The sequence below is a fragment of the Fundicoccus ignavus genome, assembly GCF_009659375.1.
GTDB classification, from domain to species: domain Bacteria; phylum Bacillota; class Bacilli; order Lactobacillales; family Aerococcaceae; genus Fundicoccus; species Fundicoccus ignavus.
Map to the genome: position 1 here is coordinate 174,255 of NZ_WJQT01000004.1, position 20,853 is coordinate 195,107.

Sequence of the window (20,853 nt, forward strand, 5' to 3'; positions counted from 1 at the left end):
AATTATTGAATATACATATATAATCTATTCTAAGGAGGGATTTGAAAATGAATAAAATTGATTTATCGATAATCATTCCGGTTTTTAATACTCAAGATTATATTTCGGATTGTTTAAAGAGTATAATGGATGCAAGTTTAGAAAATGTTGAAATAATTATCATAGATGATGGATCGACTGATAATTCAAGAGAGATTATTAATGAGTTTTCAAAAAATGACAAAAATATATTATATTATTTTCAAGAAAATAAAGGGCAAGGTGCAGCTAGAAATAGAGCTCTCAAATTAGCGAAAGGTGATTATGTTTATTTCATGGATAGCGATGATATCTTGAACCCGAATAAATTTAAGGAAGTATTCGCAATTATAAAAGATGAGAAATTAGATGCAATTTTCTTTGATGCAGAGTCCTTTGTTGACAGTGAAGAGAGTAATATGGACGATTTTAAAAATAAATTTGACTATACTAGAAAGCATTCGCACGGCTACTTTTCTAGTGGGGAGAAATTATTTAATTCATTATCAAAAGAAAAAAAGGTATTTGCTCCTCCTTGGTTATATATTATTGACCGAAATGTTTTGCTACAAAATGAGTTAAGGTTTCCAACAAAAATAAAATATGAAGACGAAGTGTTTACAATGAGTTTGTTTTTCCATTTAAACACTTGTAGACATGAGAACAAAGTGGTGTTCCGACGAAGAATACGAGCCAACTCAACAATGACATCAAAAATCACGATAAAGTCATTTGAGGACATGGTTAAAGTATTTGAATTATTAACTCTTAAGTTTGAAGATATAAATTTTGAAACAAGTGATGCTAAGATTTTTTATAAAAAGAAATTGAGAAATACTTACCTTACGTGTCTAGGTTTATACCACGAAATTAATGATGTAGAAGGACATGATATTTATAGTAATCTAAAATTGATCGCGAATAAATATTCATATTTTGGCTTAATAGGATTGTTTGCTACCTTAAACTATAGTGTTTTTAAAGCATTTCAAAAATCTGCATTGTTTTTTAGAAAATTTATTAGTGATATTCATAGGTAGACATTATTTTTGAGTTCTGTTAATCGTGAAATCAGATTTGCTGTTTGTTTGGTGAGAAAAATTGACCATAATGATAAAGTTTTTTCGATTTAATTTAGCTTGATATTGGTCAACAGCTATTTGTTAAAAATAGCAAATAGCGATAACTACACTATTTTATTGAATTTGATGGTTTCGCTTGTAATGAACGGAGCATGATATATCAACTAAATTACTGTTAAAGATATCTCTGATCAAATATTGATTATAGTTCGTCAGAAATTTAGATGAATCTTCAATCACATATTCTCCATTAAAGTTAGTCTTTCTGAAAAGAGACTATCTCAGAAGAGTTAAGTGTTGACATTCCATGTCTAAAACGGTTCTGAAAGAGTATAGGGTTTAATCGTTTATATTCATTCTTAATATAATTATAATGCATCAATTATAGAGAAGAAGAGTTGCTGCGTTTTTATTCGTACTAATATTTTACTAAGAATGCAAAAGTTAATAAATATCGATACTTATACAATAGTTAATATATCTTTTAGCCGATTCAGATAGTTTTAAAGCTGATTTATATAGACAAGTGAATGGGATATTGGATTGAAAATTAATTGAATAGCTTTAAAACTAGGGGGAAAGATGAATATGATAGAGGATTTAAAGAAAGGGATATTTTATAATTCTATAGGTAAGTACTCGAATGTAATGATTTCTTTTTTGATTCAGATAGTATTAGCTAGACTTTTGACACCAAATGAATTTGGCGTAATTGCAGTTATAAATGTATTTTTGGTTTTTTTTCAGCTTTTAGCAGATTTTGGAATTGGTCCAGCAATAATACAAAGATAAGATTTAGATAAAAATGATTTAAATCATATTTTTAGTTTCTCTATATATTTTTCTCTTGTACTAACATTAATATTTGTTTTTTTAGGTAAGCCAATTAGTATCTTTTATCAAAACAACTCATTGTTAAAAGTAGTACCGATTATGAGTATAGCTTTACTATTCAATGGTTTAATGATGGTTCCTCAAAATTTACTGTTAAAAGAAAAAAACTTTAAAGTTGTTAATATGATTCAAATATCAGGTAGTTTAATAAATGGTTTTGTGTCAATGATACTTGCGTATTTAGGTTACTCATATTATGCACTTATTATTGGAAATATTGCGCGAGCTCTTTTACAATTTATTATGTATTATCTCAAAACAGACTTGTATTTTCATTATAAAGTATCGTTTGGTTCATTAAAAAATATATGGTTTTGCTAAAAACCAACTTTTTTTCAACGTCATCAATTACTTTTCAAGAAACTTGGATAGCATTCTAGTAGGGAGATATATGTCAGCTGATCAATTGGGATATTATGATAAGGCATATCAGCTATCGCTCTATCCAAATACTATTTTTACCAGTGTTATTACTTCAGCAATTCAGCCGGTATTCTCTAGTTATCAAAATGATTTGAATAAGATCAAGAGAGGCTATTTAGAATTATCAAGGATATTAGCTAATTTTGGGATACCGTTGTCTGTTTTTTGTTTTTTTCTAGTAATGAAATAATTATATTTTTGTATGGTAGTCAGTGGAATCAAAGTGTTCTTGCATTTCAAATATTATCTTTGTCTATTTGGGTACAAATGATTCAGTCAAGTACAGGAGGCTTTTTCCAATCAGTTGATAGAACGGATCTATTATTACTATCCGGTTTACTTTCTACAGCAGTTAATATTATTGGAATTATAATTGGGGTGAGCCTTGGATCAATTTATTGGGTAGCCGTAATGATTGTTATTACGTTCACCGTTAACTTTTTTCAAACTAATTACTTGTTATTAAATAGAGTGTTTAAAACTAGTGTCAGAGAATTTTATACTGTGCTAATAAAACCTATTTTTATTGGTGTTCTTGAAATAGTTGGTTTTTTAATACTACCACAACTAAGTTATGGAAACTTTTTAAATTTGGTAATTAAAGGTATATTGTTTGTTTCTATTTTATTTATAGGCTTATTAGCAACGAAGCAATTAAATGATATTTTTAAGTTGATAAAAAAATAGATGTCACTTTATTCAAAGACCAATCCAAACTCTTGTTTAAAAAGCTGCACAAAGTTTCGATGTTCTCCTGTTAATCCAACTTTAAATGCTTTCTTGTAGACCTTAATCATCCTGTTTGTGTGTCCTGATTAGTACGTTGTGGCCTATCCACCTGATGCTTTTATGTGGAGCGGATATTTCTCTTAATTAGAGGCATCCTTCCGGTTCTATTGAGTTAAAATTTTTTTTCAAAATTATTTTGTAGATTTGTAATCTATAAAATAATAAGAATAGTTTTAAGAAGTTTTGAATAAAAACTGAAATTCATAACTTGAATCCATTTATTTAGCGTGAAAATATTCTTGTAGAAGTCAAGGTATATATAGGATTTAATTGGGTTTATTTTAATTATGGTAAAATTCTAATTAAAAGTGGATTGATATTAGCTCAATAATGACTAGATACTATTATTATTATGATAGTTATTATATATAGTTTATTCCATATGATTAAGAGTTAAGCTTACCTCCCATTTACGTAATCGAAAGCATTTGGATTAGATCAAATGTAAAAATTATTTATGGAGTCACTACTGACGAAGGTCCAATAATCTGAATGAGCTCAGTAGTAACAAAAAAAGTACCTAAATATGATGTTGTTGGTGGAAGTCCAGCAAAAGTATTAAGATATAAAAACATAGAAAAATATGAAAAACTAGTAAGATTGAGTAAATATATTTAAGATAGTAAAACAATTTCATGGAATGAAGAATAATATACGCAAGCAATTTATAATAATTATAAGTAAAATATTCTATATTTGGACACGAGAGAACAAAATGAAAATTACTGTAGCTGGAACTGGATATGTTGGTTTATCCAATGGTGGTTATTGCATTGCTAGCTGTCCACGAAATGCGGAGATAAGTCCAAATAGGTGACAGGCTTCTTTATACTTAGTTTGTATATCCTGGGGTATATAGATTAACTATATAGGAGGGGGCTGTGATTCAGTATAGAAAGATTCTTGAACTGGACGCTAAAGGTGTCACACAACGAACAATTACTTCAACTGGTAAAGTCAAGTAGAAAGCCACACTTTCTGCCAGATAAGATTTGGCGCTTCTCCTAATCGAATACTCTTTGTCGATGTTTCATCCGAAATCTTTTATCGTCTATCTGAATAAGTTATACACGATGGATCAGGCGGTCAAGTATCGCAGCTGCGACACCCTTATCGTCACAATAGTTCATACCATTGAACCGGACTCTTATTTGAAATCAGAATGATAGAACAACGTTCATATAGATAATCAATTAATTGAAATAACCGATTTGCCTCAACCAAATCTATTGCTGTATACATCAAATCATCGATAATGATAAAATCGGATTGTTTAATCCAATTAAGTGCAATCTGTGATTTTCGACCATAACCGCTTGTATTAAGAATCGTGTCTGTTCGCTATCGATAGTGGAATAATCAGTGAAGAATCCTCTGTGTTAGGCTTTTAAATGCTAAAATTACGGGAAACAGATGAACGACCAGAAGCAATGGAAGAAGGTGCCGTGATGATGGTAAGACTTGAAAAAGAACGAATTATGCAAGGTTTAACAATCATAGACTGTCAAAGTGACGACACATTAAGAATGGTAGCTGATTATAGTATGCCAAATGTGTCGGAAAAGGTTTTAAGAATTATTTTATCTTATACGGATTACGTGAAACGTAAATTTTGGAAGACAGGATACTAAGAAAACAAAGATAAATCATCAAAAGACTTGAATCTAACAAGTGAAGATTTTTATCTATTTGAAAGCAAACTTTTTATCTGAGATCGTGTGTTTAAAAACTTTGATGAATTCAAACAAATTTCTTGAAATTTACTGATACTTTTAGCCGTGATTAATCACAGCTATTGTTATTGAAAGTGTAAAATATCAAGCCTAGCTAGCATCAATTAAAAACACAAACGTGAAATAATATGGTAAAATAAATAAGTATAACATTTACTATGTTGATAGGAGATTAGAAATGAAAATTACAGTCGCAGGAACAGGCTATGTTGGTTTATCCAATGCCGTTTTATTAGCCCAGAACAATGAAGTTGTCGCATTAGACATTATTGAAGAGAAAGTAGATTTAATTAATAATCATATTTCTCCGATTCAAGACACTGAGATAGAAGACTATTTAAAGAATAAAACACTGAATTTAACTGCTACTACAAATGCTGAGGCTGCATATATTGGTGCTGATTTTGTCATAATATCAACGCCTACTAATTATGACCCTAATGAAAACTATTTCGACACGAGTAGTGTTGAAGCAGTGATTGAAGATGTATTGCGTATTAATCCAACCGCTACGATGATTGTTAAATCGACAGTGCCGGTGGGCTATACTGCTGAGATGCGTGAGAAGTATACCACAGAGAATATTATCTTTTCACCAGAATTCTTACGTGAAGGACGAGCGCTTTATGATAACTTACATCCTTCAAGAATTGTGGTCGGTGAGAAGTCTGAACGCGCACAAACTTTCGCTAACTTACTAGCAGAAGGTGCAATCAAGAAAGACATCCCGATGCTGTTTACAGATTCAACAGAAGCAGAGGCGATTAAGTTGTTTGCGAATACGTATTTGGCTTTACGCGTGGCTTACTTCAATGAGTTGGATTCTTATGCTGAGGTACGTGGTTTAGATAGTAAAGATATAATCGAAGGCGTGGGACTAGATCCTAGAATTGGCTCACACTATAATAATCCTTCCTTTGGTTATGGAGGGTATTGTTTACCTAAAGATACGAAGCAGTTATTGGCTAACTATCAAGATGTGCCGCAGAATATTATGTCGGCGGTAGTAGATGCGAACCGGACACGTAAGGATCATGTCTCAGATATGATTTTAAGCAAAAAACCGAGTGTTGTAGGGATTCATCGTCTAACGATGAAAGAAGGGTCAGATAACTTCAGACAGTCCGCAATTCAGGGTATTATGAAGCGAATTAAGGCCAAGGGTGTCGAAGTGGTGGTTTTTGAACCGACTTTAGCTGCCGATGAATTCTTTAGTTCTCGTGTCATCAAAGATTTTGATGAATTCAAACAGATTTCTGATGTGATTGTGGCAAACCGCCTATCTAATGATTTAAAAGATGTTGAAGATAAAGTCTATACACGTGATGTATTCAACCGTGATTAATGCCCTATTTTGTAAGGAAGTTTCGCATTGCGTCAAATAAAGAAGACGGTAATTCCGGCGGCGGGTTATAGCACGGGTTTTTACCTGCAGCGAAAGCAACGGCCAAGGAAATGCTAACGATTGTTGACAAGTCTATTATTCAATTTACTGTGGAAGAAGCGTTGGCGTCGGGGATAGAAGAAATACTGATTATTACCGGCAGACATAAGTGCCCCATAGAAGACCACTTCGACTCTAACGTGGAATTAGAGGATAACTTAATCACTAAAGAGAAATGGGAATTATTAGAGCTAGTTAAGTTAACTACCAAGGCTGATTTATTCTTTGTTCGACAAGCTTATCCTAATGACTTAGGTGATGCGATCTATCAAGCAAAATCGTTCGTTGGAGAAGGATCCTTTGTGGTGATGTTAGGTGATAACATCATGGAAAGAGACGTGCCGTCACAAAACAACTGATGGATTTATATGAAAATAATGGTGCCTCTAACATCGCGTCATTGACTTGCCTAAAGAAGACACTAATAAGTATGGTATCGTCGCTATTGATCAAGCAGTCGATGGCTTTAATTGAGAGGTATTTAGTATCCTAGATGTTGTTGAAAAAACCAATGCGAAAGTAGCACCAAGTAATTCAGCAGTGGCGGGAAGGTATGTGCTCATCCCACAAATTTTTATATTTTAGTTAAACAAGCATCTGGTAAAGATGATGAAGTTCAACTAACGGATGCAATCGCAGAATTAAACGAAACGCAAAAAGTCTCTGCGAAACGAATCGAATGTAATCGATACGCTGTAGATAACCGAATGGGCTACATGGAGTTAAGTTTACAATACGGACACTCAAGCATCTCGAAAACAGAGGATGGCTTAAGAGACAACTTAATTCAATTGAGTCAAACGCTTAAAAAAGAGAAATAAACTGATTTTTCGAAGTAGTCAAGAAGAATTTATCACTTTGGCTATCTTTACTATGCTAATAAAATGAATGATATTTATTTGTCATTTACTCCATCTCCAGTATTATACGCTTTTAAAAGGTCATAATTGAAACTAATGAATTGAGGTTTAAGCCTGGTATAATACATGAAGATGAATTGTTTAACGCGGAGTTATACTTGTTAATTGATGAAGCAACATATATTAACGAGAATTTTTATGTGAGAAGATATAGAGAAAATTCGACTATGACTGATAAATCTGAAAAACAACAAATTTATTCTTTCAATTCTTATGTAGAAATATTAAAAGAGTACAGAAAAATCTTGGGAGATGGAGAACTAGGCATAAATCAAAAAAATTTCATCAGATATAGAATAAACGATGTTTATTTTAGTTTGATTAATATCGGTAAAAATACAGGGAAAGACATAAAAAAAATATCCTCAATAGAAGAGATTAAAATATATTTTTCGAAAATATATAGATATGTTTTCAAAATTAAAAAAATAATGGTAATTTTTAAAAGAAAGTTGTTGTAGAGAAAAGCTCAAAAAACATCAAAATAAATTAAGGGAATAAATTAAGTAACTAAAATCCATATTTAAAATAAGGATGAATTAATGAAAGTCTATAATAAATTTTTGTTCAATATACCCAGATCTCAATGAGTTCATTTACCTTGTCATAAATAGTGTTTTTTAGACTTTATACATTACAAGCGCAGGATGAAAAAATAAACGGTTGAAAGGACAGCAGCTCTTAGTAGTTAATCAATCAAACATTTTAACCATTCTCTTCAGTTATAATATATTTGAAGGAAACTACAACTAAGTTTACCAGGTAGGTGAAATTTTATTTATATCGAGTAAATCATAAATCAGAATTTTAATGATCAGATATTTATTTATATTTTTAAATTTCGTGCAAACGCAGCACGGTCAAGGAGTGGATTTTTTTATGAAGAAAATAGCAATTATAACACTAAACGGATACTTTAACTATGGAAATAGATTGCAGAATTATGCTTTGGAAAAAACTTTAGAAAAAATGGATTATAAGGTTGAAACGATAAAAATTGAAAGAAGACCTAATAAAAGATCACTAATGAATAGTTATGCAAGAAAAATTTACCATTTTATAAAGTTCTTGATTCCTGGTAGTAAATACAAAACTAACCAGAGAAGAGAAAAATACTTTAAAGATTTTTCACTTCATTATATTAATGAAACTAAAAAAACATATGAGATTACGGAAAATCTATCTTCATTAAGAAATATTTATGATGCTTTCGTAATTGGAAGTGATCAAGTGTGGAATCCGTCGATGAACAGATTATCATCTGCATTTTTTGCGCAATTTGCTAATCAAAATCAAAGAAATACATACGCTGCAAGTTTTGGTGTAACCGAGCTAGGAGAGAATGAAAAAAATAAGTATAAGAAATGGATTAATGAAATCCCTAATATATCCGTTAGAGAACAAGGCGGTGCAGACTTGATTAAAGAATTAACTGGACGAGAAGTTCCTGTGCACGTTGATCCAACTATGCTGTTAACAAAAGAAGAGTGGTTACAAATTGGAAAACCGGCTCCAAAAACAGATAAGGAATTTTTATTGACATATTTTTTAGGTGGAATACCAGAGGAATATCGAAATCAAATAAATAGAATTGCAGAAGATTATAACTTAAATATAATAAATTTGGGTGACAATAATGATTATACTATCTATGAAACTGGGCCTTCCGAATTTATTGACTATATTCATAATTGCAAAGTATTTTGTACCGATTCATTTCACGGGGTAGCTTTTTCTATATTGTTAGAAAAAGATTTCATTGTATTTGAAAGACAAGGTGGAGCTAATATGAATTCACGAATCGAAACAATATTGGAGAAATTTGCTTTATTAAATCGGACTAATGATATTGTAAATGAAACTGGTGATATCTTTAATACAGACTATAGAGATGTTGCGAAAATTCTAGAATCTGAAAGAGTGAAATCAATTAATTACCTTTCAAATATATTACCTTAAGTTCTTACCTTATAAATACTTTTGTTCTGTTCCCTTGTGAGGAAGTTTTTGTATTAAACATATTTTAACTCTAACTTACGGGATAATAATTACGTTTATATTAATAGAATGCCAATAATACAGATACTTAAAATATAATAATATATATGTATTGTATGATTTTTAAATTAAAGAAGGAAAACAAATGAAAATTACAATCGCAGGAACTGGTTATGTAGGATTATCTAATTCAATTTTATTAGCTCAGCATAACGAAGTAATCGCATTAGATATTTTAGAAGAAAAAGTGAATTTAATTAATGAGCGACTTTCGCCTATTAAAGATGCTGAAATAGGTGATTATCTAGAGAAAAAAAAATTAAATTTGATCGCGACAACAAATGTAGAAGAAGCACATAGAAATTCTGATTTCGTCATTATCTCAACACCAACTAATTATGATTCGGAGGAAAACCACTTCGATACTAGTAGTGTTGAAGCGGTCATTGAAGATGTGTTACGTGTTAATCCATCCGCAACAATGATTGTTAAATCAACAGTTCCCGTTGGATTTACTGAAGAAATGCGAAAAAAATACAATACAGAGAACATTATCTTTTCACCAGAGTTCTTACGTGAAGGACGAGCACTTTACGACAACTTACACCCCTCAAGAATTGTGGTTGGTGAAAAGTCTGAACGCGCAGAAACTTTCGCTAACTTACTAGCAGAAGGTGCCATCAAGAAAGACATCCCCATGCTATTCACTGATTCAACCGAAGCAGAGGCGATTAAGTTATTCGCCAACACGTACCTTGCTTTACGTGTGGCTTACTTTAATGAATTGGATTCATATGCTGAAGTTCGTGGCTTAGATAGTAAAGATATAATTGAAGGCGTGGGGCTTGATCCACGGATTGGGTCGCATTATAACAATCCATCCTTTGGTTATGGTGGTTATTGCTTACCTAAAGATACGAAACAATTATTAGCCAACTACCAAGATGTACCGCAGAATATTATGTCTGCCGTAGTGGATGCGAACAGAACTCGTAAAGATCATATCTCAGATATGATTTTAAGCAAAAAACCGAGTGTTGTAGGGATTCACCGCTTAACAATGAAAGAAGGGTCTGATAACTTCAGACAATCGGCGATACAAGGCATTATGAAACGAATTAAAGCTAAGGGTGTTGAAGTCGTGGTATTTGAACCAGCTTTAGATGCGGATGATTTCTTTAGTTCACGTGTGATTAAGGACTTTGATGAATTCAAGCAGATTTCTGATGTGATTGTGGCGAATCGTTTGTCAGCCGATTTAAAAGACGTTGAAGATAAAGTCTATACTCGAGATGTATTTAATCGGGATTAGTTATATTATGAATTATTACGGTGCTTTTAGAGAGTTGCCAATCAAAATTACAAAAAAAATCTTATAGAATTGAGGAAAAAAATTGCAACCGAGAGTAAATCAACTTAAAATTGGTGTAGTTCTATCATATATTTCAAAAGTTATTCAGATAGTAGTAGGATTACTTTATACACCTATAATGATTCGCCTTCTTGGTCAGAATGAATATGGTTTGTATAACATTGCTACTTCCGTAATTGCTTATCTAGGTATATTAAATTTTGGCTTTAGCAGTGCTTATATGCGATTCTATTCTAGATACAAAATAGAAGATGAGAAAAACAAAATAGCTACACTTAATGGTATGTTTTTATTAATATTTTCAGCATTAGGAATTATAGCAATTATTGCTGGAATCATTGTGACAGTAAATGTTGATGTTATGTTTGGGAAAACCTTACTAAAAGAAGAAATTATAACAGCCCAAATACTTATGTTGATTCTCGTTATCAATTTGGGGGTTTCATTTCCTGTAATTGTTTTTAATACATTTATACAAGCAAATGAAAAATTCATTTTTCAAAATGCACTTCAAATTTTAAGGCAAGTAAGTACACCTCTGATTAGTTTACCCCTTTTATTAACTGGGTATGGCTCTATAGGAATGGTAATTGGTACTGTAACTGTAAATATCATTGTGGAAATTATAACAGTTTATTATACCTTCAAAAAAATGAATATATCTTTTTCATTTAATGAATTTGATAAACCACTAATGAAAGAAATGACAATCTATTCTTCTTTCATTTTCATTAATATGGTAGTTGATCAAGTTAATAATAATGTTGATAAAACAATCTTGGGTAGATATAGTGGAACAATTCCAGTTGCAATTTACAGTGTTGCATTAACACTTAATTCATACTACACACAAATTTCTTCAGGAATCTCAAATGTATTTATCCCAAGGGTCCATCGAATGGTATCAGCCAATGTGGATAATATTGAGTTGACAAAACTATTTACTAGAATTGGTAGGATACAGTTTATAATGCTGTCTGTAATTTTATCTGGTTTTATTTTCTTTGGACGACCATTCATAGGTATATGGGCTGGAGAAGATTATTTTACATCCTATATTACTACTTTGATTTTAATGATACCAATCACCATACCATTGATTCAGAATATAGGCATTGAATTTCAACGTGCCAAAAATATGCATCAATTTAGATCTTATCTTTATTTATTTATGGCAATAGGAAACATTATTATTTCAATTCCACTTTCCATTAAATATGGAGCAGTTGGTGCCGCATTAGGAACTGGTTTATCCTATGTTTTAGGGAATGGAATTGTTATGAATTGGTATAACCATACAAAAATTGGATTAGATATGAAATACTTCTGGAAAGAGATTGCAAAATTTTTTCCGGCTTTTATTCCGCCTGTAATTTACGGAATTCTCATAAACAAATTCGTTGACTTATATATTTTGAAAAATTTGCTTATTAATGGACTAGTATATGTTGCAATATTCGTAGTTTCTATGTGGTTTTTGGGATTGAATAAGTATGAAAAAGGGCTAGTTAGAAGTCCGTTTAAATGATAATTTTGGAGGTGCACTATTGAATACAACTGAATTTGAAATGAAAAAAGTATACAGTGAGGCTAGTGGCGCTATGTCGGTAGTTGATTCGAATATTAGGATGAGAATGAATGAATATGGACTTTTTGAAGAGTCCTTAATTGATGATAACAGCGAAATCTCCCAAACAGCAGTGTTCGTTTCACCGAATCTAAATAAAGAAACAAATGAATCAGAAGTTGCTGAGAAACTATATGCTGGCGATAGCGGTATATCTTTTGATGAAAGAATCGGTTACTATCATTCGACATATGTTGGACACGTTTTAGAAGGAGATTATCGGAATAATGCTAGCTCAGGAGGTATGGCAACTTGGGTTTTTAAAGAGTTATTCGATAATAATTTAATTGATTATGTTATACATGTTAAAAAAAATTCGGATTCAAATAGTAATCAAATGTTTAAATATGACATTTCTTCTTCAATCAAAGAAATAAAAGAAGGCGCAAAAACTAGATATTATCCAGTAGAAATTTCTGAGGTAATGGATAAAGTTAAAGAACAACCTGGCCGTTATGCAATAATAGGAATACCTTCGTTCATTTATTCAGTGAGATTATTAGCTATGACCGATCCAATTTTTAAAGAACGCATTAAATATACAATCGGATTAGTTTGTGGACATCAAAAAAGCACAAAGTTTTCAGAATCAATGGCTTTTCAAGTTGGAATTAAACCGGGTGATTTAAAAGATATTGATTTTCGACATAAATTATTAGATCGACCAGCAAGCTCATACGCTGTTAAAATGACTGGACTTATTGACGGCGAAATGAAAACAGTAGTTAAACCAAAGTCAGAATTATATGGTCAAAATTGGGGGTGGGGTTTTTTTAAACCAACTGCCTCTGATTTTACTGATGATGTATTTAATGAAACCGCTGACCTTGTTGTTGGAGATGCTTGGTTACCTGAATATACTACAGATAGCCAAGGCAATAATATAGTCATAGTCCGTAATAAAGAAATTGATAATTTAATTAAAAAAGCTATGAAATCCCAGCTCATAAAAATGGATGTTGTTGATAAAGAGATTATATTTAAATCACAAGCTTCACATTATCGTCATACACATGACGAGTTGGCTTATAGACTGCATGTAAAAGATAAAGAGAAAGAATGGCGTCCGAGCAAAAGGGTATCAGCCAATCCTAATTTAAGTAAAACTCGGCAGGAAATCCAAGATTTAAGAAAGATTATTTCTGACCAAAGTCATATTCTCTATCAAGAAGCTGTTATACGAAATGATTTTAATTATTTTGTCAAACAAATGACACAACATACATCTCGGTACACTGCATTATATAAGACTATTAATAGAAGAGATCGTTTCAAAAGGTTTTTAAAAATGAAACCTCATGAAATTTTCAGTAAGTTAATGAAAAGACTGAAGAAATAGAAAAAGAGCATCTAAGTTTCATATGAGTTAATTAGCTTTTAAGGTAATTGTTTTGTACTAGCTTAATGAGCTTTTTTTTCATAAATTATTCAAAAATAGTGCGAAGAATATTTAGTAATGATTTAAAGGAGGGTTTGCTTTGCGTCAAATAAAGAAAGCTGTGATTCCGGCGGCGGGCTATGGGACGGGCTTCTTGCCGGCGACCAAAGCCACGGCCAAAGAAATGTTGCCGATCGTGGATAAGCCAATTATTCAATTTATTGTCGAAGAAGCGTTAGCATCGGGCATCGAAGAAATATTGATTATTACCGGGCGACACAAGCGACCGATTGAGGATCACTTCGATTCAAACGTTGAGTTAGAACAGAACTTGGAAGAAAAAGGCAAATGGGAATTGTTGGAACTAGTTAAATCAACGACCAAAGCCGATTTATTCTTCGTGCGTCAAGCCTATCCGAAGGGTTTAGGCGATGCGATTTCTCAGGCCAAATCCTTTATTGGTGACGAAGCTTTTGTGGTGATGTTGGGGGATAACATTCTCGAGAGTGATGTGCCGGTTACGAAACAGTTGTTGGATCTCTATGAGGTCAATGGGGCGGCGAACCTTGCGGTGCTTGAGGTGCCTCAGGCCGAGACGGATCAGTATGGCATCATTGAAATTGATCAAGTGGTTGAGGGCTTTGACGGGGATGTCTTTAGTCTCTTGGATGTGGTTGAGAAACCGAGTCCGGCCGAGGCACCGAGTCAGTTAGGGATTGCGGGGCGTTATGTGTTAACGCCAAAAATTTTCGATTTGTTAGAAAATCTTGCGCCTGGTAAAGATGGTGAAGTTCAGTTGACCGATGCGATTGCGGCTTTGAATCAGACACAAAGAGTGTTTGCGAAACGGGTGGAAGGCAAGCTCTATGATGTCGGGAATCGGATGGGCTATGTCGATTTAAGTTTACAGTATGGTTTAAAGCATCCGGAGACGGCGGCGGGCTTAAGAGAGTACTTAATTCAAATGAGTCAGGCGCTGCGAGGGGAAGATAACTAATTTTCATTAAAGTAGTCAAGGTGTTTACGCACTTTGGCTACTTTTTCTCTGTTTGTTGGTCGACAAATATGGTAATATAGTCTTGTTGCAAGATATCTGGCAATCTGAATGGAATAATTCTATTAATAAGGAGTCTATTATGTATTTAGTTGTAAAGCGAGTGATCGATTTTATCTTATCCTTGGCGGCTTTAGTCGTCTTGAGTCCGGTCTTTCTAGTCCTAGCGGTCTGGATTAAATTGGATTCAAGCGGACCGGTCTTCTTTAAGCAGAAACGCGTGGGTAAAGGGAAAGCCTTTTTCCAAATTTTGAAATTTAGAACGATGAGGACAGATACGCCGAGTGACATGCCGACGCATTTATTAGGCGATCCGGAGGCTTTTATTACTAAGTCCGGCAAGTTTTTAAGAAAAACCAGTCTGGATGAATTACCGCAAATCATCAATATTCTTAAAGGGGAAATGGCGATTATTGGGCCACGTCCGGCTTTATGGAATCAAGACGATCTAGTGGCTGAGCGGGACAAATACGGGGCCAATGACGTGCTACCGGGTCTGTCTGGTTGGGCGCAAATTAACGGACGTGATGAGCTACCTATTCCAATTAAAGCGAAATTAGATGGCGATTATGTTGAAAGAATGAGTCTGACTTTTGATGTGAAATGTTTCATCGGAACCATTACGAGCGTTTTAAGAAGTGACGGGGTTGTTGAAGGTGGAACAGGTGTCATTGAGAAAGCAAAAAAAGAAGTAGAACGCTAGTTTATAGTCGTATTCATTAAGAACATCATGAGTTAAGTCGGGGTAATTTCTTTACCGCGGCTTTTTGTTAATTTAGTTTAACTATTCAAAACTAAAAAGTTTTTCTAATGATTCGTTTAAGCAATTGTCTAAATAGCGTGATGCATAGTATACTGGATTCAGACAGTTGGTTTGTTTCAAGTATTGTGGAAAACAGTCTTTAAGGATTGTTTTTTTATTTTCTTAATGAAAAGTATTTTGAAATAAAACTAAGGGAATATTCGGACAGGAGAATTATGATGACACTATACGATTAAATTATAACTAAAGAAACGAAGTTATCGGTCATTGGCTTAGGTTATGTCGGTATGCCGATAGCTGTGGCATTTGCGAAAGTTGCGGATGTAATTGGCTTTGATAATAATGAAAGCAAGATTGAGTTATACCATCAAGGCATTGACCCGACAAAAGAAGTGGGGGACGAAGCAATTAAAGCGACGACCCTTGAATTTACAAGCGATGCAACACGTTTAAAAGAAGCCTTGTTTCATATTGTGTCGGTCCCTACACCGATTAACCAAGATAAAACGCCTAACTTAAATCCAGTGGAAAGTGCAACGCGCACCATTGGAAAGAATTTAAGTAAAGGATCTATTGTTGTCTATGAGTCGACGGTATATCCGGGTGTTACGGAAGATGTGTGTATTCCGATTTTAGAAGCGGAATCAGGTTTGAAACACGGCGTTGATTTTGCGGTGGGTTATTCACCTGAAAGAATTAATCCAGGTGATAAAGTACACACACTAGAAAATATTATTGAAATCGTATCCGCAACAACCGATGAAGCCTTAGAAGAGATTGCGAAAATATATGAGTTGGTGATTAAGGCGGGTGTACACCGGGCGCCAAGTATTAAAGTAGCGGAAGCAGCTAAAGTGGTGGAGAACAGCCAACGTGACATTAACATTGCCTTCATGAATGAATTAGCTTTAGTGTTTGACCGAATGGGCATTGATTCAAAAGATGTGATTGATGCGATGAATACGAAATGGAATGCTTTAGGCTTTACACCGGGTTTGGTGGGTGGGCACTGTATTGGGGTCGATCCATATTATTTCGTCTATGAAGCTGAGAACTTAGGTTATCATAGTCAAATTATTAAATCAGGGCGGGAGATCAATGATAGTATGGGTGAATTTATTGCTGATAAAATTATCAAAGGCTTAATCAAAACAGGCAAAAAAGTCATTGAGGCTAAAGTGGTGGTATTGGGTTTAACCTTTAAAGAGAATACTCCAGATACGCGTAACTCTAAAGTGGGCGATATACTCAAACGATTAGCGGAGTACGATATCAAACCTGAGATTGTCGATCCCTGGGCGTCTGAAACAGATGCATTAAAAGAATATGGCGTGACCTTATCTAAGTATGAAGACATTCAAGATGCAGACTGTGTGGTCTTAGCCGTAGGTCATGAAGAATTTAAAGCATTGTCAGTAGAAGACATTGAAGCATTATATAAGCCAAAATTAACAAACGAAGAACGTGTTCTGGTTGATATTAAAAGTATCTTAGATCATGAACAGTTTACTTCAAAAGGTTATGCTTATTGGAGACTATAATTAGTAATCTATATGATAAAAAGCGATTTTTTTTATAGAATTTCGCTTTTTTTGTAATAATATTTTGTAAACACCTCAAATTTATTAAGTTAACTTAAAATATAGATTAACGCCTATGTATAAGTGTGGTACAATAAGCACAATGAAATTGTGTAAGCTAGGAGGAATAGCGATGATTATTGATTTACATTCACACTTAATACCAGGCGTCGATGATGGCGCGGAAGATTTAGAGAAATCATTAGAATTAGCGCGTCTTGCGGTGAGTGAAGGAGTAGAACATATGGTTCTGACACCGCACCATCGTAACGGACGCTATTTAAATCGAAAAGCAGATATTTTAGCGGCGGTTCAACAATTAAGAGAAGATTATAAAACGGCTGGCATTCCGATGAAAGTTTATGCCTCACAAGAAATTCGCATCAATGAACAATTCTTTGATGACTTATATAACGATGATTTACTCCCCTTAGACGAATCAGGCCGTTATTACTTGATCGAATTTCCAAGCGCAAGTATTCCAGATTATGCGTGGTCACTGATCAATGAGATGATCAACCAAGGCATTACACCAGTGATTGCACATCCCGAACGAAACCATGTGTTTGCTAAAGACATGAATCTATTACAGAAGTATATTGAAGCAGGCTGTGTTTCTCAAATCACTTCTTCATCTTATGTCGGCCTATATGGAAGTAAGTTACAAGATATTTGTAACAAAATGATTGAGTTAAACTTAATTCATATCTTGGCTTCCGATGTTCACCACATGAAACATCGTCCGATTAACTTAGAAAAAGCGTTTGATATCTTACGTCAAGAACATGGACAAGAAACGGTGGATTACTTTCAAGAAAATGCCCGTTCAATCTTCAATGGTGATCCGGTTAAAGCGCGTAAGCCTCAGAAGAAACGCAAGAAGTTTTTAGGTTTGTTTTAATAACGATTAGCGCTCATGATGCAATGCGGTATGTATGAATAGATACTCGCTGTCATCATGAGTTTATTTTATAAAAAATGAGGTGAGTCGATTCATGCGCAAGTATTTGAGCAGTTTAATGTATAGTGCGATTATCTTAGCATTCTTTTCTTGGGAATATAGTATTTATCTTCAACTTGCTTTAGCAAGCTTAACGATATTCGGCTTAATTTGGGGTGTCGCAAGGTCTGACATCCGATTTAATGTCATTATTCAACCCTATTCGCTTATGATGTTGTTATTGGTTATTTGGGCCTTTACCTCAATTTTCTGGGTAGCCGATCGTACGAGTTGGATAATTAGTAATGGTATTCTAGCAGTCACTTTAATTTATGGGGTCAGTTTGTCATGGTTAATACGCGAAAAGCTGTTTAGGCAACACTTATCCTTAGTCATCATCGGCATTATGATCGTTCATCATGTGATTGGTTGGTTTGAAGTTTTAAGCAATCAACAGTATGGGGCGGCAGAAAGGTGGAGTTTTGATTGGCTGCGTCAATTACATAATCCCATGTTGTTCTTCGGGAATATTAATGACTTTGCCTTGCTCTGTTTCTTTGGTTTAATTTTTATGATGTGTTGGCATCCATTAGATGATAAATTACGGGATATGGACGGTCAGTACTTCTCTGGTTTTAGAACGTTTGAGAATTATTCTAAAACTAAGACACTGGCTTTAGTGAGTTTTAAGTTGTTGATGACAGTTTCAAGCCTCTTGTTAATCTATTTTGCGAATGCGAGAGGCATTTTATTTGCGGCAGCTTATGCGATGGTTTTCTATCTGATTTTACATATTAAGTCTGCTTGGTTAAGACGAATTGTTATCCTTTTCTTGGGCTTCATTTGCTTAGTGACCGTTTTAATGGTGTATACGGATATTCTGGACGCTTTATGGCAAGACGGCTCTTTTGTTATTCGCTATAATTTAATCCGTAATGGCTGGCATCATCTAAAAGGATCACACTATTTGGGTGTGGGTGCAGGGAATACGGAATATTATATGGAACACTTTAATTATTATTACACAGGTGGTTACCGTGTGATGCATAATTGGTGGATGGGGATGTTAGTCGAATATGGGCTGCCATTCTTTATTCTATATGGTGTGTATCATGCGAGAGTCTTCTTATACGCTTATTACTTGGCGGTCAAATATGACAGCCAAACCGGTAAGTGGGTCGCAACTTGGTTATTAGGTTTTATTGTCGCAGGTTTTATACCGAATACTTTATTTAATTTTGTCTGGTTCTGGTTTATTCATAATTTTGTCTTTGTTTGGTTTGAATACCGATTGAGTACCATGGAGTTAACCGATAGAGCTTTAGGGCTTGAATTTAAACTACACTATAAACTAAATCAATTTAGCGAGTGGTTGGACAGAAAATTAGTCAAAGAATTATAAATAATGAAGGCAGTGTACTGAACAGTATGCTGTCTTTTTTTGCTGTAAAGCCCAAGATGAGCTCCCTCTATTGAATTCTATTTTGCTTGAACAAACCAATACAATGTGTTGGCTGAAGTAGGTAAATTTATCGCCTTTTAATAATTAGGCTAGAATACTTTGTTTTATGTGAAGAAAGTATAAATGTAATAACATTTTGATTGATTAGTGTTTATAAACTGGGCTATAATTGATGTAATTGTTTTCACGAGTAAATATAGCGGAAAGAAGTGAAGGGTTTGTTGGTGTTTAATCGAAATATGCGTATTCCGAGTTTAGAGGCATTGGAGAAGATTTCAGCAATCAATCAAGAGGCAGCGTTGGCAGTAGCGGATGTGACGCGTTGTCAAAGAGATTCAGTGGAAGAAGCAGGCTTGGGTCAACGAAAGCTTGAGAGTATGCAGCACTATATCGTGTTCATATTGGCTGGGATGGTGCTGGCTATGTTTCTATTTACCAGTGTAGGAGCGGCTTGGCGAGAGGTGCTGGTGAGCCTTTTTGAATTTTTGCCTGGTAGTAGTTTGACAAAACTTGTTGTGTTGATGTTACTGATTAGTTCTGTTTGGTTGTCCCTGCATTATAAGGGCTTGGAAAAATTACACTTTGCTAAAGGGGAAGTGTATGTTGATTCGGTTGAAGTGCGTGTAGCCATATGGGAAGCCATTGAAAGGGAGAAGAACTTGCACGGCGTTACAGAGCGTTTAGAATATCTCGAAGACTTGGATTTTCAATTAACCGCCGCCATCATGGGAATGAAAGAGGATTTAGAAGTCTTTATTAAACGAATAACTTTCGATCGGGAAGACTAATCCTCCCAGTTGTTTAGTGGCGTTAATAGTGTTCCATTTGTAACATAAAATGAGTTGGTTTTCAAAGGTTTGTGTATTATAATTTAAACAGCTCTACGGCTAGGCCCACTTTTTCTTTTGAGAAAGTGGGCCTATATTGTGTGATTAAGTCTTATAAGGTTTCAATCGATTTATCAGGTGTGTGCTTGGTTGCTTGCTTTTGTGCGAGGGCAGAGCTTGCTGTCAAAGTGCCACTGTCATGCGTTCTCTCCCAGTTCAATCGGCTAGCTTCGGTCTAAGCTAATGCACTCATGTTAACGTAAACGTTGTTGTCAGAGCTGATAACTTGTTCACTAGCCCGCTTTTTGTCATCAAGTCACGGGTCTAGGCTTAGGCTGCTAACAACGACTAAAATCATGAACACTTTTAGCACAAGGCTTTAACCTCACTTTATCCCCCGAGTTTACGGCTTCAGTCTTATATGATTATTCCGCGCTCTCAGGACCACCAATATCCATATCGAGTCCACCAGGCCAACCGTTAAATTCACGTAATAACCAAACTAAATCCGCACATCGGGTCCACCTATCCATGGATCAAGTCCGCTTT

Annotated in this window: 15 protein-coding genes and 3 pseudogenes; 17 read left to right on the forward strand and 1 reads right to left on the reverse strand. The window is 34.2% G+C overall.

From position 1 onward, the window contains the following. The first annotated feature begins 47 nt into the window (after window positions 1-47). The 3 genes and pseudogenes from GF867_RS04910 to GF867_RS13980 all read left to right on the forward strand — a co-directional run bounded on the left by GF867_RS04910 (window position 48) and on the right by GF867_RS13980 (window position 3,104). Entirely contained in the window at window positions 48-1,058 is a 1,011-nt protein-coding gene (locus tag GF867_RS04910) for a glycosyltransferase family 2 protein (RefSeq protein ID WP_153831995.1), read from the forward strand. A 630-nt stretch (window positions 1,059-1,688) separates the two neighbouring features. After that, window positions 1,689-2,607, forward strand: a pseudogene (locus GF867_RS14180) (lipopolysaccharide biosynthesis protein). A gap of 8 nt (window positions 2,608-2,615) precedes the next feature. Next, the gene (locus tag GF867_RS13980; protein ID WP_253940735.1) at window positions 2,616-3,104 is read left to right on the forward strand and encodes an MATE family efflux transporter; all 489 of its coding nucleotides are present in this window, start codon (window positions 2,616-2,618) and stop codon (window positions 3,102-3,104) included. A gap of 1,218 nt (window positions 3,105-4,322) precedes the next feature. On the opposite strand, the gene GF867_RS14320 is transcribed toward GF867_RS13980, so the two are convergent. Further along, window positions 4,323-4,535: an ATP-binding protein gene (locus tag GF867_RS14320; RefSeq protein ID WP_366927753.1), complete on the reverse strand. Its 213-nt coding sequence runs from the start codon at window positions 4,533-4,535 to the stop codon at window positions 4,323-4,325. 17 nt (window positions 4,536-4,552) lie between these two features. Here GF867_RS14320 and GF867_RS04925 point away from each other — a divergent pair. The 14 genes and pseudogenes from GF867_RS04925 to GF867_RS04990 all read left to right on the forward strand — a co-directional run. Further along, window positions 4,553-4,837: pseudogene (locus GF867_RS04925) on the forward strand (UDP-N-acetylglucosamine 2-epimerase); the annotation flags it as partial. Between the two features lie 280 nt (window positions 4,838-5,117). Continuing rightward, on the forward strand, window positions 5,118-6,284 hold the full coding sequence (locus GF867_RS04930; protein ID WP_153831996.1) for a nucleotide sugar dehydrogenase: 1,167 nt from the start codon (window positions 5,118-5,120) through the stop codon (window positions 6,282-6,284). A 27-nt stretch (window positions 6,285-6,311) separates the two neighbouring features. After that, window positions 6,312-7,204, forward strand: a pseudogene (locus tag GF867_RS04935) (UTP--glucose-1-phosphate uridylyltransferase). A gap of 197 nt (window positions 7,205-7,401) precedes the next feature. Continuing rightward, window positions 7,402-7,764, forward strand: coding sequence for a hypothetical protein (locus GF867_RS04940; RefSeq protein WP_153831997.1), 363 nt, complete (start codon window positions 7,402-7,404; stop codon window positions 7,762-7,764). 418 nt (window positions 7,765-8,182) lie between these two features. Continuing rightward, window positions 8,183-9,262: a polysaccharide pyruvyl transferase family protein gene (locus GF867_RS04945; RefSeq protein WP_153831998.1), complete on the forward strand. Its 1,080-nt coding sequence runs from the start codon at window positions 8,183-8,185 to the stop codon at window positions 9,260-9,262. A gap of 184 nt (window positions 9,263-9,446) precedes the next feature. Beyond that, the gene (locus tag GF867_RS04950) at window positions 9,447-10,613 is read left to right on the forward strand and encodes a nucleotide sugar dehydrogenase (protein WP_153831999.1); all 1,167 of its coding nucleotides are present in this window, start codon (window positions 9,447-9,449) and stop codon (window positions 10,611-10,613) included. An 82-nt stretch (window positions 10,614-10,695) separates the two neighbouring features. Beyond that, window positions 10,696-12,201 carry a lipopolysaccharide biosynthesis protein gene (locus tag GF867_RS04955; RefSeq protein ID WP_153832000.1) on the forward strand — a complete coding sequence of 502 codons (1,506 nt, stop codon included), beginning with the start codon at window positions 10,696-10,698 and terminating at the stop codon, window positions 12,199-12,201. A 19-nt stretch (window positions 12,202-12,220) separates the two neighbouring features. Then, window positions 12,221-13,639, forward strand: coding sequence for a Coenzyme F420 hydrogenase/dehydrogenase, beta subunit C-terminal domain (locus tag GF867_RS04960; RefSeq protein ID WP_153832001.1), 1,419 nt, complete (start codon window positions 12,221-12,223; stop codon window positions 13,637-13,639). Window positions 13,640-13,778: 139 nt separating this feature from the next. Further along, window positions 13,779-14,675, forward strand: coding sequence for a UTP--glucose-1-phosphate uridylyltransferase GalU (galU, locus tag GF867_RS04965; protein WP_153832002.1), 897 nt, complete (start codon window positions 13,779-13,781; stop codon window positions 14,673-14,675). 139 nt (window positions 14,676-14,814) lie between these two features. Further along, window positions 14,815-15,435, forward strand: a complete 621-nt coding sequence (locus tag GF867_RS04970; protein WP_153832003.1) for a sugar transferase — start codon at window positions 14,815-14,817, stop codon at window positions 15,433-15,435. Window positions 15,436-15,731: 296 nt separating this feature from the next. Next, entirely contained in the window at window positions 15,732-17,036 is a 1,305-nt protein-coding gene (locus tag GF867_RS04975) for a nucleotide sugar dehydrogenase (protein WP_366927754.1), read from the forward strand. A gap of 172 nt (window positions 17,037-17,208) precedes the next feature. Next, entirely contained in the window at window positions 17,209-17,976 is a 768-nt protein-coding gene (locus GF867_RS04980) for a tyrosine-protein phosphatase (protein ID WP_153832004.1), read from the forward strand. 94 nt (window positions 17,977-18,070) lie between these two features. After that, window positions 18,071-19,417 carry an O-antigen ligase family protein gene (locus GF867_RS04985; protein ID WP_153832005.1) on the forward strand — a complete coding sequence of 449 codons (1,347 nt, stop codon included), beginning with the start codon at window positions 18,071-18,073 and terminating at the stop codon, window positions 19,415-19,417. Window positions 19,418-19,686: 269 nt separating this feature from the next. Then, window positions 19,687-20,265, forward strand: coding sequence for a hypothetical protein (locus tag GF867_RS04990; protein WP_153832006.1), 579 nt, complete (start codon window positions 19,687-19,689; stop codon window positions 20,263-20,265). Window positions 20,266-20,853: the final 588 nt, after the last annotated feature.

Coding starts and splice junctions, on each gene's coding strand:
- GF867_RS04910 (WP_153831995.1), top strand. CDS start 48: ATGAATAAAATTGATTTATCGATAATCATTCCGGTTTTTAATACTCAA.
- GF867_RS04930 (WP_153831996.1), top strand. CDS start 5,118: ATGAAAATTACAGTCGCAGGAACAGGCTATGTTGGTTTATCCAATGCC.
- GF867_RS04945 (WP_153831998.1), top strand. CDS start 8,183: ATGAAGAAAATAGCAATTATAACACTAAACGGATACTTTAACTATGGA.
- GF867_RS04950 (WP_153831999.1), top strand. CDS start 9,447: ATGAAAATTACAATCGCAGGAACTGGTTATGTAGGATTATCTAATTCA.
- GF867_RS04970 (WP_153832003.1), top strand. CDS start 14,815: ATGTATTTAGTTGTAAAGCGAGTGATCGATTTTATCTTATCCTTGGCG.
- GF867_RS04980 (WP_153832004.1), top strand. CDS start 17,209: ATGATTATTGATTTACATTCACACTTAATACCAGGCGTCGATGATGGC.
- GF867_RS04985 (WP_153832005.1), top strand. CDS start 18,071: ATGCGCAAGTATTTGAGCAGTTTAATGTATAGTGCGATTATCTTAGCA.